1 protein-coding gene is annotated in these 1,081 nt (G+C 68.0%); it reads right to left on the bottom strand.

What is annotated here, in order from left to right:
- Positions 1-63 precede the first annotated feature (63 nt).
- A complete protein-coding gene (locus AAH979_RS43045; RefSeq protein WP_346263881.1) occupies positions 64-759 on the bottom strand; it encodes a C39 family peptidase in 696 nt (231 codons plus the stop codon).
- Positions 760-1,081 lie beyond the last annotated feature (322 nt).

Genomic DNA, 1,081 nt, shown 5'->3' with positions numbered 1-1,081 from the left:
GGTGCTCCGGAGACGACGAAAGGGCCAGCCCCGGGTGGGGGCTGGCCCTTTCGGGTTGGTGCGTTATGCGGAGTAACCGCGTTCGGCGGCCCAGTTGGCGAGGGTGATGGTGCTCATCCAGTACTCGCTCTGGTTCGGGTTGGCCGGGTCGGCGATCTTGACCTTGCGGCCGTGGTCGTCGTAGCCGACGACGGTCAGGTAGTGCCCACCCTCGTAGGAGTGCGGGGTACCGTCGACGTCGGTGGCGGTGCCCTTGATGTTCATCACCACCGGACGCTTGGCGTCGATGGCCTTGACGACGTCGACCTGGAGCCGGTCCATCTCGGCCGGCTTGGCCGTGGTGTCCGGGATCGCCACGGTCTTGTAGTCGCTACCGCCGGCCTTGTTCAGCACCCGGGTGGTGTCCTCGGCCGAGTTCGTACCGGCCTCGGTCGTGCCGAGCTGCTTGGCCACGTCGTCCTGGCTGGGGGTGTGCCCCTGCGCCGACAGCGCGATCCTCGTGGCGGCGGGTGCGCAGTAGTAGAAGTTCTCCTGCGCCTTGTACTGATAGTCCAGGACCTTCGACGGTGCCCGCTTGTCGAGATCCTTGATGTCGGCGGTCACCGACGCGGCGGTCGGCGAGCCGGTGCTCGGGGTGTCCATCGCGATCGCGGGGCCGGCGAACGCGCCGCCGACGACGGCGAGCCCGGCGATACCCAGCGCGGTCTTGCGGATCGGAGTTTCGGTGATGGCCGGTAGCCATCGGCTGACGAAAGTCATGATGGTCGCCTTCCATTCCGGGGGTACGACAACGCCGGAAGACCCGGTGTGTCGAAAGGAAAGAAACCCGAAAACAAGGTTCGGGGGGATCGGCACCGGCCCGGCGGATGCTCCTGCTCGGGTGTGCCAGGGGATGTAACCGTGACCGGCGGCCCGCCATTCCCCGGCGGGGTCACGCACCGGCCCGCCCACAGATCCGTACCCGCCCGGATCGGCCGGGCCCGCTGCTGCGGACGTACGCCAGGTATAACCGTGGCCGGCGGCCCGGTGTTCCGCGATCCGCCCGCACCACCCACTCGATCATGACCAAAAACCGGACACC

It is taken from the genome of Plantactinospora sp. ZYX-F-223, assembly GCF_039649625.1.
Lineage (GTDB): Bacteria > Actinomycetota > Actinomycetes > Mycobacteriales > Micromonosporaceae > Plantactinospora.
The sequence above is the reverse complement of the archived record's forward strand: the minus strand, read 5'-3'. Positions and strand labels throughout refer to the sequence as shown.

Coding starts and splice junctions, on each gene's coding strand:
- AAH979_RS43045 (WP_346263881.1), bottom strand. CDS start 759: ATGACTTTCGTCAGCCGATGGCTACCGGCCATCACCGAAACTCCGATC.